The organism is Heyndrickxia camelliae, assembly GCF_002844575.1.
In the GTDB taxonomy this organism is placed as follows: Bacteria; Bacillota; Bacilli; order Bacillales; family Bacillaceae_C; genus Margalitia; species Margalitia camelliae.
On sequence record NZ_PIQO01000028.1, the window covers coordinates 1 to 14,119 of the forward strand.

The following is a 14,119-nucleotide window of genomic DNA, read 5'->3' on the forward strand; positions in this document are numbered from 1 at the left end:
TCATCTTAGAGGTGGGTTTTGTCCCAGCCTCGTCTTTTTTAGTTTTTTTAATGGATACATTCCTCCTTTTTATTAGATATTCATAAATACATTGCTGGGATTGGAATTAATGCGCCAATTTTTGTAGATCAGGGGAGAATTTCTTCGTTGATTATTTCACGCACTTGATATAGATTTTAAAACAGTTGGTAAGAAATCAGGCAGTTTTGCTCCTGTTACTTAATAACCTGCATGATTATTTATCTTCTTTAATTCGTGGTGCAGTTCCATCCCTTTTCCCTTGATTGACCATCAAATTCTGAGCTTCTCATGTCACACAAAATGTGCATGAGTCTGTACAGGTTCTTAATGTGTTGATCGAATGACCTTTTTTATGAAGCCATCTTCTATGTACACATCTTCCTCTTCGCGATTTCCAATATGCTTTTCACAAAAATTCTTATTAAATTTTCGTTTGGTGCCAAATAACACAATCTTTATGTTACAGGTGTGAATCACAATTGACTGCAAAGCAAGCAAAATACAACTCCCATTACAAACCTATAGTTGTTTAGTCAGTGGATTTATGGTATGAGACATGCTTTTTTCATTAATGCCATTTAACAAATACGCACTTGACTTAGGCTCCATTTTAAGAGTTCCAATTGGATATTGGTCAAATAGTTATGGTGCCAGCAAGTTGTTTATAATAAGTTTTTTATTTTTAATTTTACTGGTGACAAAGCATTACTGATTTGATAATCGGAAAATAATAGGAATTGGAGTTTCTGCGTTTTCAGTAGGGGTTACTTTATAATATTTTCCATAAGAGCAACGGGAATTTCTTAACGGCATATATACCTCTGATAATATATTCCATTAAAATCTTTTCTGCAATGTTATTATGTAAAAAATATAGGTGGAGTGCTAATGTAAAATTATTTATTATATTATAAATAATAGTTGTTTTAAGTAATTTTATATAAAGAGATAAGAAAGAAAAAAGAATAGTGAAGTAGTTAAAAAATAATCGATTTTCCAATGATTTAATTTCCGTCAAGTACAATGCAATGATATGCTTTAGATACAATGGGATATACAATTAAAATGCTCATATTGATTGTGTTGCTTTACAAATATGATAGAAAAAAATCTGCATCAAAGGGGATGTTGTTTTGAATGCTATGATTACCGATCAGTTCAATAGACCGTTGCACGACTTGCGAATTTCCGTTACGGATCGATGTAATTTCCGTTGTCAGTACTGTATGCCTGCAGAAATTTTTGGTCCTGATTTCCCTTTTTTATCAAAGAATGAGGTTTTATCATTTGAAGAGATTGAGAGACTTGCTAAATTGTTTGCCGATTTAGGAGTGAAAAAAATCAGATTAACAGGCGGTGAGCCTTTACTTCGAAGAGGTCTTCCTGAATTAATCGAGAAACTTACCCGAATTGAAGGAATTACAGATATGGGGCTCACAACAAATGGTTTATTGCTTTCCCGTCTTGCCGAAGATTTATATGATGCCGGACTGCGCCGATTGAATATTAGTTTAGATGCATTAGATGATAACATATTTAAAAAGCTGAATGGAAGAGGGGTTTCGTCAAGAGAAATTTTAGCAGGGATAGATAAAGCTTGTGAAATGGGATTTGAAGTTAAAGTGAATATGGTCGTGCAGAGAGGGGTAAATGATCAAGAAATTGTCCCCATGGCAGCATATTTCCGCGAAAAAGGGATCTCATTGCGCTTTATTGAGTTTATGGATGTGGGAAATTCAAATGGTTGGAATATGGAAAAGGTAATCACTAAAAAAGAAATGTATGAGATCTTGTCTTCTCATTTTGAATTAGAGCCTGTTGATGCGGCATATTTCGGCGAAGTGGCGAAACGATACCGTTTTAAAGAAAGCAATGCGGAGGTAGGATTTATTACCTCTGTTTCAGAATCCTTTTGCTCTAGCTGTACAAGGGCAAGAATTTCTGCAGACGGAAAGCTATACACATGTCTTTTTGCAAGCCATGGGACTGATCTTAGAGCGTTTCTTCGCGATCGTTCATCTGATGAAACAATAAAAACCAAAATCACTTCTATTTGGAGCAAGCGTGCAGATAGATATTCAGATCAAAGAAATAATCTTCAAACACCGAAGAAAAAAATCGAAATGTCCTACATTGGTGGATAAAACTGTCTATATATGAAAAGTCGTATAATCTATACTGCTTTTTTGGGAAAATATTATACTAGAAAAAAGTGTGATTCAGATAAACTATTAATTATCGAACTGGAAAGTATAAACAAACATAAAGGGGGATTCACAGTGATAGAACGTCGAAAGCCCATTTGGGTAAAAGAAGCAACCGAGAAAATAATGGAATTAAAAAGGCGAGGGGAGATGGAGTGGGTATCTATTGAAGAATGTGACGGAAGATTTCTCGCGGCGCCTTTAATAGCTGATCATGATGTTCCTCCATTTGATCGCTCCCCATATGATGGGTTTGCCATCCGATCTTGTGATACTTTGTCTGGATCCAGTAAAAATCCACTACAATTTGAAGTTGTCGATGAAATTGGTGCCGGTCAAGTAAGTATGAAACACCTCCAAGAATTCCAAGCTATTCGGATTATGACTGGAGCAGCAATTCCGCAGGGAGCGGATGCGGTTATTATGCTAGAGCTTGTGAAAGAAGAAACCTCCCTTGATAAAAAAATCATTACGATAAAAAGAAAAGTAAATGCAGGAGAAAATATTTCTTTCCAAGGGGAAGATGCAAAAAAGGGTCAGAAGCTATTAGAGCAGGGCACGATGATTAATCCAGGCGTGAAGGCGCTTTTGGCCACTTTCGGATATCATAAGGTTCCAGTAGCGAAGAAACCGGTCATAGGTGTCATTGCAACAGGAAGTGAGTTATTAAGAGTGGAGGAACCACTTTCGCCTGGTAAAATCCGTAATAGTAATGGATATATGATTGAATCTCAAATTATCAAAGCAGGAGCCTCCGTTAAAAAGTATGAAAATTGTGCAGATGATTTGGAATCATTGCTAGCGGCTGTGAAGTCTGCGATGAAGGAATGTGACATTATTATTACAACCGGCGGTGTTTCAGTGGGGGATTTTGATTATCTCCCAGAGATTTATAAACAAATAGGTGCTGAAGTATTATTCAATAAAATTGCGATGCGCCCGGGAAGTGTTACTACCGTTGCTAAATGCGAGAACAAATTATTTTTTGGTCTTTCCGGCAACCCATCTGCATGCTATGTAGGATTTGAATTATATGTTCGTCCCATCATTCGTTACTGGCTTTACTCAAACAAGCCATTCTTACGAAAAGCAACTGCAATATTAAATGCTGATTTTCCTAAACCGAACCCATTTAATCGCTTTGTCCGCGGTAGATTAAGTTATGATAATGGAAGAATATTTGTTGAGCCTGTTGGATTGGACAAATCAAATGTTGTGACATCCGTAGCATGGGCAGATTGTTTAATCGTTTTGCCCGGTGGGACAAGAGGGTATTTGAATGGCGATCTAGTAGATATTCTATTGCTAGAGGATCAGTCAGGAAGTGATGAACAGTGGAAGGAAAAACGCAGATCTTCCAAATTGTAGGATATCAAAACAGCGGAAAAACGACGATTATTCAGGAAATAACTGAACGTGCGAAAAAAGCTGGATTAAAAATTGGTTCTATTAAACACCATGGCCACAGTGGAACTCCCACAAAAGAAAGTAATGAGAAAGACAGTGAAAAGCATCTTCAGGCGGGGGCAGTTTATGCAGCTGTTGAAGGAAATGGTGAGTTAATTATCAAAAACCAATTCAACTATTGGTCCCTGGATGAAATTTTGGATATTTATCGTCATCTCTCTTTAGACTTGATTTTAATTGAAGGGTATAAACATTCTCAGTTACCAAAAGCTGTTATTATTAGAAGTAAGGAGGATCTCCCTCTATTGAAAGAATTATCGAATGTTCAAGCTGTAATAACATGGATTCCATTGACCGGAACGTATGAAATTCCAGTGTTTTCGATTGAACAAAAATCCACATTTATGGAATGGTTATTTCATTATTTAACTATTCATATTCGATAGATAATATCATCCGAATATTGAAAAAATCGATAAAGGCATGATAAACCCCTGATCCGATTACAACTGGATGTGGGAATTTAACCATTTAGTATTTAAAAGACGTTGTTTTCAAAATGGAAATGTTGAAATGTACTTCTTCCAATGCTTTTAATCTTACATAAACAAGTCGATATGTAATATATGCGTAAAAAGGTGCGGATCGTTATGGAGCCTCATTCTTAATTCTTTCAATATATACTCAATAGTCTTGTGGTTATCTTCAAAAGAATATATTCCTTCCTTGGCAGAAAGTTCACCAGGGTAGGGGGTGCTTTTCATATTGCATAAGGAAGGATGTTGTTCCCTTTCTTATTTTTCGGTGTGCTTTTAAAAGTTTTCTAACTGAGTATAAATGCACACCTTTTAGAGAGAATCATGACACCATTTTCTTTCTAGTTTCTGTCATTATCACATCAATGTTTTTAACTACATTTTTATCTGAAATTTAGAAAACAGTTCATAATGTTGCATAATGTAATATAAGTTTGTTTCTAAATCGGTATTAATGAAAAAGACTAAAGAAATTAATCTTTAGTCTTGAAATACTTATTGAATTCTGCTTTCAACCTCTTTACAAACTTCATCAGCTGACATGCCCCGAGCATCGATAACAGATCCTTGGATAACCACATTTTGAATACCCATTACATTTTCATCTCCGCCTGTCACAACACAGCAATCACAGCCCTTTGCATCCTGTTCATTTTTCAGCTCTACAACATCATATCCTTTTTCGCGGAGGACCTGCGATACATTAGATAATGATTGTTCTACACCGATTTTCGCCATTACAAACACCTCCTCTTAACACTTTAGGGTTCCTCATTAATGGAAAATTATTCATACTGAAATAATAACCGTTATCTTCCGTGTTTTTTACGAGAAGCATCTGCTTTCATAGTCCCAGTTTCTTCAGTGGTTGTTCCTTGCCCTTTTACTTGCGGTGAATTTAATCCTACTTTTGACGGGTCTTTTTTCCGATTCGCCATTTTTTCACCTCCATTTTCATTTTTCCAAATGATAGGGTGAAGTATGTATGATGATTTGGATAGAAAATTTTTATTTCATTATTTAGAAAACGATGTATAATCAGTTTATCGGATTATTTCGGAATGCTAATAATGTATACATGAGAAAGAGAGGTACGCAAATGACGGTCGCTGCAAAGCAACAAAACAATCTCCAAATAGCAACCATTTACGGTATTTTGGTCGCTATTAGTGCTGGGCATTTTTTTAATGACTCCATCCAAGCGGTTGTGCCTGCAATGTTTCCAATATTGGAAAAAACTTTAAATCTAAACTATTCACAAATAGGATGGATCGCGTTCATGGTGAATATGACTTCATCCGTCATGCAACCTGTATTTGGTTACTATGCAGATAAACGCTCTACACCATTCTTACTACCATTCGGTATGTTCATGACCATGGTTGGTTTAATTGGATTTGGCCTTTCACCTAATTTTTTTGTTATACTTTGTTCGGTATTTTTTATTGGAATAGGGTCAGCTGTATTTCATCCGGAAGGTTCGCGCGTTGCTTATATGGCAGCTGGAAATAAGCGTGGATTAGCGCAATCGATATATCAAGTTGGCGGAAATTTTGGTCAGTCACTTGCGCCGGTATTTACGGCATTTATTTTTGTTCCATTTGGACAAAAAGGTGTCCTTTCCTTTGTAATGGTTGCTATGATTGGCATTATTATCCTTAGCTTTGTTTCTAACTGGTATAAAGGGCAAATTGCAGTAGGCGTGAAGAAAGCAAAGAAGAAAGTAGCAGAAGTTGTACAAAAGTCTGTTCATCCTAAATTGAAAACGGCTATGATATTATTGGTTTTTATAGTATTTGCTCGTTCCTGGTATTCAGCCGGTATTTCTAATTTTTATCAATTTTACTTAATCGATGATTATGGTCTTTCTATTAAGCAAGCACAAATTTTTATTTTTATATTTATGATCGCAGGTGTTATCGGTACTTTCTTGGGTGGTCCATTAGCGGATCGCTTTGGAAAGCGAAATATAATCTTGTTTTCCCTGATTGGAGCAGCACCACTCACGCTTATACTTCCATATGTTCCGTTACTTTTAGTTGTCCCTCTATTCTTTCTAATTGGATTTATTATTACGTCTAGTTTTAGTGTTACCGTTGTGTATGCACAAGAATTAATGCCACAAAAAATCGGCATGGTTTCCGGATTAATTGTTGGATTTGCATTTGGAATGGGAGCGATTGGAGCTGTACTATATGGAACACTAGCAGATATTTTTAGTATAAAATTTGTTATGATTTTCTGTAGTTTCTTACCATTGCTCGGACTGCTTACCTTATTTTTGCCTTCTGACGAAAAGGTAAGGAGATTGAATGAAGAACACTAAAAAAAAAGAATCCAGCACTTGGATTCTTTTTTTGATGTTAATGTATATCCTTTTTCTTAAATCTTCCACCACGAACTTCCGATATATTTCCAACTGCAAGGAATGCGTGTGGATCAAATTCTTCCACAATGGATTTTAATTTTGCCTCTTCTAATCTAGTAATAACGCAAAATATTACTTTCTTATCGGCTCCGGTGAAGGCACCTTCTCCATTTAAATAGGTAACCCCTCTACCAAGACGGGCAAGAATTGCATCCCCGATTTCGTTCGTATTGTCACTAATGATCCAAGCAGATTTTGATTCATCGAGTCCTTGAATGACAATATCAATTGTTTTAGAGGCGATAAAATAAGTTATTAAAGAATACATTGCTCGATCCCAACCGAACACAAATCCAGCACAGGTAAATATAATAATGTTAAAAAACATGATGACTTCGCCAACACTAAAGGGGAGTTTTTTGTTTAATAAAATGGAAAGAAGTTCTGTGCCATCTAGTGAACCTCCAAAACGTATAACAATACCTACCCCGGCACCTAAAATAATTCCTCCGAATATGGTAACAAGAAACAATTCTTCCGTAAAACTAGGTACAGGATGTAAGAAATAGGTGGTTAAAGACATGACGGCAATGCCATATAAAGTGGAGATGGCAAAAGTTTTCCCTATTTGTTTATATCCGATAAAGAAAAAAGGGATATTTAAGATGAAAATAAACAATCCAAGCTGAAGGTTGGTAAAGTGGGAAAGGATAATGGAAATGCCTGTTATTCCACCATCCAATATTGCATTTGGCACGAGGAATAATTCTAATGCTACCCCCATAATAATGGAACCTAAGGTAATAAAAATAATCCTTTTCAATAATGCAAGCCGTGATAAACGTTTATGGTTATTAATTCTAAATAATTCCTTTGCAGCTAACATCGATTCTCTCCCTTCAATCATGTATTTAAGTAATTTTAAAAAATGTGGTATAAAAACCATTGCTTTGAAATGAATGGTACAGTGGAATGGAATTTACGAGTGGTTAAAAGGAATTTACTTTAAAAGGCTATATATTAATATTTTATAATAAAATAAGAAAGTTTAGAAATAACTTGCTTATTCCATTTTAATTTTATGTAATTTTTATTTTTGAACAAAATAAAAAAGCGATCCATCTTGAAATATTTTATAAGATAATCGCCCTTTATGTTTCACTTGTGAAAGAAGTTCTTTTTTCGTTTTTGTTTTTCGTGTCCTCATATCCGTTAATGCATATATACCTCTATTTTCCGATGGATTCCTTTTCCCTTCTCTTACTAGTTTCTCACTTTTTTTTGCTTTGCTTTTTGACATTTTTGTCATCTCCTTTTTAGTGAGGATATGCTCCTATTATAAATGTTTTAAAATAAAAAAACACTCATTCAAGTGAATTTTTTCCATTTTATGTAGCACGCATCCTTCTGGACGTCTATAAGACGATTTGTGAAAAATTATGTTATATTTAACTTTATATAGTTAGTAAAGGAGTTCGCAAAAAATGGGAAAAAGTGTAGTAATTGCTGAGAAACCTTCTGTTGCACGTGATATTGCAAAAGTATTAAAGTGTACGAAGAAAGGAAATGGATTTTTGGAAGGTGACAAATATGTAGTCACATGGGCTTTAGGACATTTAGTAACCTTAGCAGATCCAGAAATGTATGATAATAAATATAAAACATGGAATTTAGATGATCTTCCGATGCTTCCTGAACGCATGAAATTGGTAGTTATAAAACAAACCGGAAAGCAGTTTAACGCTGTAAAAGCTCAATTAAACCGCAGTGATGTCAATGAAATCATTGTAGCTACGGATGCAGGGAGAGAAGGGGAGCTAGTAGCACGTTGGATTATAGAAAAGTCGAAAATTAATAAGCCCATTAAACGTCTATGGATTTCCTCTGTAACCGATAAAGCGATTAAAGATGGCTTTCATAACTTAAAGCCCGGAAAAGCTTATGAAAATTTATATGAATCGGCAGTGGCACGTTCAGAGGCGGATTGGTATATCGGTTTAAATGCAACCCGTGCGTTAACTACTAAATTTAACGCACAGCTAAATTGTGGTCGTGTGCAAACACCAACGGTTGCGATGGTTGCTGCACGTGAAGACGAAATTAAGAATTTCAAGCCGCAAAACTATTATGGCATTGAGGCCCAGACAGATAAGATTAAATTAACTTGGCAAGATGTTAATGGAAATACCCGAAGCTTTCAAAAAGAAAAAATGGAGAATATCGTTACATTACTTGGAAGTAAAAATGGCAAAATTATTTCCGTCGACCGTCAAGTTAAGAAAAAATTCGCACCTGCCCTTTATGATTTAACAGAATTACAACGTGATGCAAATAAAATATTTGGCTATTCAGCAAAAGAAACATTGAATATCATGCAAAAGTTATATGAACAACATAAAGTGCTAACGTATCCTCGAACAGATTCACGTTACTTATCAACAGACATCGTTAGTACGCTTCCAGAACGATTAAAGGCATGTGGTGCGGGGGAATATCGTTCCTTAACGAATAAAATATTAAAGAAGCCTATTAAACCTACAAGAGCATTTGTTGATGACAGTAAGGTAAGTGATCACCATGCCATCATTCCAACCGAAGGATTTGTGAATTTCTCTCATTTTTCTGATAAGGAACGCAAAATTTACGATCTTGTAGTAAAGCGATTTATAGCAGTATTATATCCCGCCTATGAATATGAGCAATTAACCATACATGCAATAATTGGTGATGAGAAGTTTATCGCTCGAGGAAAAACAGTAATCTCCCCTGGTTGGAAAGAAGTGTATGAAAATCATTATGATGATGAAGAAACAACAGAGGATATAAAAGAACAATTATTACCTCGTCTTGAAAAAGGTGATGTACTAAAGACGGAAAGAATTGCTCTGACATCTGGCCAAACAAAGCCACCTGCTCGTTTTACTGAAGCTACTTTATTATCAGCAATGGAAAACCCAACCAAGTATTTGGAGACAAATGATAAAAAACTAGCTAATACGTTAAAATCAACTGGCGGTCTTGGTACTGTTGCAACTCGCGCAGATATCATTGATAAATTATTTAATTCTTTCCTTATAGAAAAACGTGGCGGAAAGGAAATTTATATCACTTCGAAAGGACGGCAGCTTCTGGATTTAGTACCGGAGGAATTAAAGTCGCCTGCAACTACAGCTGAGTGGGAGCAGAAGCTTGAACTTATTGCCAAGGGTAAGCTGAAAAAAAGTGTATTTATCAATGAAATGAAGAAACATACGAAAGATATAGTGGCGGAAATTAAAGCAAGTAATAAAAAATATAAACATGATAATATCTCTACAAAATCTTGCCCAGACTGTGGAAAGCCAATGTTAGAAGTTAACGGCAAGAAAGGGAAAATGCTTGTTTGCCAAGATCGAGAATGCGGTTATAGAAAAAACGTTGCACGTATAACGAATGCACGCTGCCCACAATGTAAAAAGAAACTAGAACTTCGTGGGGAAGGGGAAGGTCAAATATTCGCGTGTAAATGTGGATATCGAGAGAAATTATCAGCTTTTGAAGCTCGACGAAAAAAAGAGTCTTCTGGAAAAATGGATAAACGCTCTGTACAGAAATATTTAAATCAGCAAAGGAAGAATGAAGAGCCAATAAATAATCCATTTGCAGACGTACTAAAGGGTCTAAAATTTGATTAACATTGATTCTCTGGAAAATGCAACAGGGGATTTATGTGAGAATATACACAAATTCTCCCTTGCACAATTCGAATTATTTTTATACAATAATTATTTGTAAGAGAAAAGTGTATATAAAAACGACAGCCTAAATACATTTATATCTTGCAAATATAAATCGATAGGTGGTAATAACATGTCTGAAACAAAGCCTTACAGAGTATTATTGTATTATTTTTACACGGAAATTGAAAATCCCGAAGAATTTGCTGCGGAGCACTTAAAATATTGTAAAGAGCTTGGTTTAAAAGGAAGAATCCTTGTTGCGCATGAAGGGATTAACGGAACAGTTTCTGGTCCGGTTGAAAAAACAGATGAGTACATGAATATGATGAAAAATGATCCTCGTTTTGAAGGAATTGTATTTAAAGTAGATGAAGCGGATGGCCATACATTCAAGAAAATGCACGTGCGACCACGCAAAGAACTTGTAACATTACGTTTAGAAGAGGATATAAATCCAAACGAACTAACTGGTAAATATTATAGTCCAAAAGAGTTTTTCGAAGCGATGCAAGATGAAAATACTGTCGTTTTAGATGCAAGAAATGATTATGAGTATGAACTTGGACACTTCAGAGGAGCTATTAAGCCTGACATCGAAACATTTAGGGAATTACCAGATTGGGTTCGTGCTAATCGAGAAATGTTGGAAGGCAAAAAGATATTAACTTATTGCACTGGTGGCATTCGCTGTGAGAAATTTTCAGGATGGCTAGTGCGTGAAGGATTTGAGGATGTTGCTCAACTTCATGGGGGAATTGTTACTTATGGTAAGGACCCAGAGGTGAAAGGTGAGTTATGGGATGGTAAATGCTATGTATTCGACGAGCGTATTGCTGTTCCAATCAACCAAAAAGAGCATGTTGTTGTAGGGAAGGATTATTTTACAGGCGAGCCTTGTGAGCGTTATGTGAACTGTGCAAACCCGGAGTGTAATAAGCAAATCCTTTGCTCTGAAGAAAATGAACATAAATATTTACGCGGTTGTTCACATGAATGTCGTGTTCATCCTCGAAATCTTTATATAAAAGAACATGGTTTAACACAAGAAGAAGTAGAAGAAAGATTAAGAAGAATTGAAGAAGAAAATACAGTGACAATGTAAAAAAGATAGCATTCGCTATCTTTTTTTTACTGTTTTATACTTCCTGCATTATCCAAATTATTAAAGATTTACTTTTAAAATAGGAAAGCTTTAGTATATACTAATGGATAGGTTGAGTGAAGGCGGGTGCAACTTATTGAAACTGAATAAGAAGATATTAAACATATTAAAATTCTTATTCCCAGTACTGCTTCTATTATTTATTTTTTTTGAATCGAGAAAAATGATAAAGAATTTTGATATACATTTAATCAAAAATCACCTAGATCAAATAAATGTTCACAATCTTACCATTATTATTATACTGGGTATTATTGCTGTTTCCCCGATGATATTGTATGACCAGGTATTAAACCGAATTCTGCAACTTGGGGTCCCAAAATTCGAAATGGCTAAATATTCTTTTACAATAAATACGTACTCCAATTTTATTGGTTTTGGCGGTGTAGCAGGTTTAAGTTTAAGAACCTACTTTTTTAAAGGAAAATTTAAAAATCGTGGGAAATTGGTAAAAAACATTGCTCAAATATCGCTTTTCTACTTAGTAGGACTTTCCATTTTGAGCTGGGTTGTATCATTCGGTATTATGCAAACTACCTTTTTGGCAGGAATGAAATGGATTAAATTAGCTGTATGGGGAATAAGTTTATATGCTCCTCTCCTTATTTTCTTGACAAAATGGAGAGAACACAAGGATGATGGGCAGCATTTTCAGACGGTTCATATATTAGAACTTGCTTTAATTTCCATACTGGAATGGATGTTTGCCATTTTACTATTCTTGTCTATTGCGAATATACTCCATATACATATTAGTTTTCGGGAATTATTTCCGATATTTATAGTTGCCTCATGCGCAGGAATAGTAAGTATGATTCCTGGTGGAATTGGCTCATTTGATTTGGTTATGTTACTTGGGTTTGAAAGCATTCATATACCGACAGAAAGTATTTTGCTAATTTTACTTTTCTATAGAATCAGTTATTATATAGTTCCATTTATTATTGGAACCATTTTGCTTGTAAAGAAATTGTGGAATGAATTAGATGAACCGTATAGGCAGGTCATTCATTTTTTAGCAAGAAATATAAGCCATTGGATAATTACGATACTTGTATTTTTCTCGGGAATCATTCTACTAGTCTCGGCTTCACTTCCTGGTGTTTTGGAAAGAATTAAATTCTTAAGGGAGTTTCTCTCTTTTCCAATCATGAATCTATCCCATCAGTTATCTGTTGCTGCCGGTTTATTATTGCTTTTTTTATCAAGGGGAATTGAATACAGGGTAAAATGGGCTTATTATTTCACCATGTTCATGTTAATTTTTGCAGCAATGCTTTCTATTACGAAAAGTTTTAATTATGAACAGGCTGTTTTTTTAATCGTAGTTGCGTTTATCTTATGGTTATCTAAAAAAAGCTTTTACCGTATTAACTTTGTTGTAACATGGGGTAGAGCTGCAATAGATTTTGTAGTAATTGTTTTCTTTATTGCAATGTATCTTTTTATCGGATTTATGAATTTGCCGGAACATAGTGAGAAAATGAAAATTCCTTACTTTATACGAAAATACATGATTTTAGATCCTGGCGATTTATTTAAAAGTGCGATTTTAGGTTTAATTATTGCAATGACTGTGATTTATTTTGTGTATTGGCTTAGAAAACCTTACGAAGCTCAGTTTCGTTCTTCTATTCACGAGGAAGATAGAATTATGAAACATTTGCAAAAATATGGCGGAACTGTTTTATCTCATTTAGTCTTTTTACATGACAAGATGATTTATTGGAGCCAATCAGGAAACGTATTGTTTGTCTTTCAAAAATATGCGGACAAGCTAATAGTTCTTGGAGATCCGGTTGGCGACGAAAGAGAATTTCATGATTGTATTGAAGAATTTCATGATGTTGCCAATTTATATGGCTACACCCCTGTATATTATGAGGTGAATAAGGAATTGCTTCCGATGCTCCATGAAAATGGCTATGACTTTTTCAAACTAGGGGAAGAAGCATATGTAAATGTCGAGGAATTTTCTTTATCCGGTAAGAAAATGAAAAATTTAAGAGCAGTGAAAAATAAATTGGAAAGAGAAGGCTTTACCTTTGATGTTGTACAACCCCCGTTCTCAGAAGAGTTGATGTCACGTTTGCAGTTTATTTCAGAGGAATGGTTGCAAGGAAGGTTGGAAAAGGGCTTTTCACTTGGTTTTTTTGATAAAGATTATTTAAATTTGGGGCCAATTGCTATTGTGAAGAACGAAGCGGGAGTTCCCATTGCTTTTACTTCTTTAATGCCGAAATATGATGATCACGAAACATTATCTTTGGACCTGATGCGTCAATTATCAAATGTCCCGCCGGGAATTATGGACTTTATGTTTCTTCATCTATTTGAATGGGCTGGTCAAAAGGGATATAAGCGATTTAACATCGGCATGGCACCTTTGGCAAATGTCGGATTATCAAAGTACTCTTTTTTAGGGGAGAAGCTAGCTTCTCAAATATACTTACATGGGAGTTTTATCTACCATTTTAAAGGGTTGAAAAATTTTAAAGAAAAATACGCAGATTCTTGGGAACCTAAATATATGGCATATCGAAAGAAAACTTCCCTTCCACTAACCATGATTCAAGTAGCACTGCTAATAGCAAAAAAACGCCCGAATACCGAAGAATGAAGGGTGTTCGGGTGTTTTTTTGTTTAATAATTTATAAAATAAACACTTCTTTTGAAATGCCTATTTCACTAGCACAAAATAC

The 14,119-nt window shown here is 35.1% G+C and carries 11 protein-coding genes; 7 read left to right on the forward strand and 4 right to left on the reverse strand.

Translation table 11 applies throughout. The features are described from left to right. Positions 1–1,163 precede the first annotated feature (1,163 nt). The 3 genes from moaA to mobB all read left to right on the forward strand — a co-directional run bounded on the left by moaA (position 1,164) and on the right by mobB (position 4,078). On the forward strand, positions 1,164–2,165 hold the full coding sequence (moaA, locus tag CWO92_RS22450) for a GTP 3',8-cyclase MoaA (RefSeq protein ID WP_101356486.1): 1,002 nt from the start codon (positions 1,164–1,166) through the stop codon (positions 2,163–2,165). A 135-nt stretch (positions 2,166–2,300) separates the two neighbouring features. Further along, positions 2,301–3,593, forward strand: coding sequence for a molybdopterin molybdotransferase MoeA (locus tag CWO92_RS22455; RefSeq protein WP_101356440.1), 1,293 nt, complete (start codon positions 2,301–2,303; stop codon positions 3,591–3,593). Then, complete coding sequence (gene mobB, locus CWO92_RS22460) at positions 3,560–4,078, forward strand: molybdopterin-guanine dinucleotide biosynthesis protein B (RefSeq protein WP_101356441.1); 519 nt, start codon at positions 3,560–3,562, stop codon at positions 4,076–4,078. The genes CWO92_RS22455 and mobB overlap by 34 nt, the downstream gene beginning before the upstream one ends. Positions 4,079–4,663: 585 nt before the next feature. Here mobB and CWO92_RS22465 read toward each other — a convergent pair. Both CWO92_RS22465 and CWO92_RS22470 read right to left on the reverse strand, forming a co-directional pair. Beyond that, positions 4,664–4,906: a YkuS family protein gene (locus tag CWO92_RS22465; protein WP_101356442.1), complete on the reverse strand. Its 243-nt coding sequence runs from the start codon at positions 4,904–4,906 to the stop codon at positions 4,664–4,666. Positions 4,907–4,977: 71 nt separating this feature from the next. After that, positions 4,978–5,106 carry a YuzL family protein gene (locus tag CWO92_RS22470; RefSeq protein ID WP_101356443.1) on the reverse strand — a complete coding sequence of 43 codons (129 nt, stop codon included), beginning with the start codon at positions 5,104–5,106 and terminating at the stop codon, positions 4,978–4,980. Between the two features lie 161 nt (positions 5,107–5,267). On the opposite strand from CWO92_RS22470, the gene CWO92_RS22475 reads away from it, so the two are divergent. Further along, positions 5,268–6,494 carry an MFS transporter gene (locus tag CWO92_RS22475; RefSeq protein ID WP_101356444.1) on the forward strand — a complete coding sequence of 409 codons (1,227 nt, stop codon included), beginning with the start codon at positions 5,268–5,270 and terminating at the stop codon, positions 6,492–6,494. Positions 6,495–6,531: 37 nt separating this feature from the next. Here CWO92_RS22475 and CWO92_RS22480 read toward each other — a convergent pair whose 3' ends face one another. Together CWO92_RS22480 and brfA are read right to left on the reverse strand one after the other, a co-directional pair. Continuing rightward, positions 6,532–7,422, reverse strand: coding sequence for a YitT family protein (locus CWO92_RS22480; RefSeq protein ID WP_233269934.1), 891 nt, complete (start codon positions 7,420–7,422; stop codon positions 6,532–6,534). Between the two features lie 204 nt (positions 7,423–7,626). After that, positions 7,627–7,836, reverse strand: a complete 210-nt coding sequence (brfA, locus tag CWO92_RS22485) for a ribosome rescue factor BrfA (RefSeq protein WP_101356446.1) — start codon at positions 7,834–7,836, stop codon at positions 7,627–7,629. A 184-nt stretch (positions 7,837–8,020) separates the two neighbouring features. Between brfA and CWO92_RS22490 the strand changes: the two genes are divergently transcribed. The 3 genes from CWO92_RS22490 to mprF all read left to right on the forward strand — a co-directional run bounded on the left by CWO92_RS22490 (position 8,021) and on the right by mprF (position 14,037). After that, positions 8,021–10,210 carry a DNA topoisomerase III gene (locus CWO92_RS22490; protein WP_101356447.1) on the forward strand — a complete coding sequence of 730 codons (2,190 nt, stop codon included), beginning with the start codon at positions 8,021–8,023 and terminating at the stop codon, positions 10,208–10,210. A gap of 175 nt (positions 10,211–10,385) precedes the next feature. Continuing rightward, the gene (trhO, locus tag CWO92_RS22495; protein WP_101356448.1) at positions 10,386–11,357 is read left to right on the forward strand and encodes an oxygen-dependent tRNA uridine(34) hydroxylase TrhO; all 972 of its coding nucleotides are present in this window, start codon (positions 10,386–10,388) and stop codon (positions 11,355–11,357) included. 136 nt (positions 11,358–11,493) lie between these two features. Beyond that, positions 11,494–14,037, forward strand: coding sequence for a bifunctional lysylphosphatidylglycerol flippase/synthetase MprF (gene mprF, locus CWO92_RS22500; RefSeq protein WP_101356449.1), 2,544 nt, complete (start codon positions 11,494–11,496; stop codon positions 14,035–14,037). Positions 14,038–14,119 lie beyond the last annotated feature (82 nt).